Origin of the sequence: Pseudomonas sp. NBRC 100443 (assembly GCF_030268185.1) — a bacterium.
In the GTDB taxonomy this organism is placed as follows: domain Bacteria; phylum Pseudomonadota; class Gammaproteobacteria; order Pseudomonadales; family Pseudomonadaceae; genus Pseudomonas; species Pseudomonas citronellolis.
This window is the reverse complement of record NZ_BSQE01000081.1, coordinates 1-351: the sequence shown is the minus strand read 5'-3', so window position 1 is coordinate 351 and position 351 is coordinate 1. Positions and strand designations below refer to the sequence as shown.

Annotated in this window: 1 rRNA gene; it reads left to right on the top strand. The window is 45.6% G+C overall.

Annotation, left to right across the window (positions count from 1 at the left end):
- Positions 1-266: 266 nt before the first annotated feature.
- Positions 267-351: ribosomal RNA gene (locus QSJ95_RS32625) — 16S ribosomal RNA — on the top strand; the annotation flags it as partial.

The window sequence follows — 351 nt, the reverse complement described above, 5'->3', positions numbered from 1 at the left end:
AGCGCAAGCGGTTGAGTAGGAACGAAAAATTCTGAAAATAACGCTTGACGAAATAAGAGGTTGGCGTAGAATGCGCGGCCTCGGTTGAGACGAAAGAATCAACCAACTGCTCTTTAACAAGTTGAATCAAGCAATTCGTGTGGGTGCTTGTGAGTTAAGACTGGTGATCGCAAGATTATCAGCATCACAAGTAACACTCGTGAATTCGAGAGTTTTTTGCGATTGCTGAGCCAAGTTTAGGGTTTTCTCAAAACCCGATCAGTATTGAACTGAAGAGTTTGATCATGGCTCAGATTGAACGCTGGCGGCAGGCCTAACACATGCAAGTCGAGCGGATGAAGGGAGCTTGCT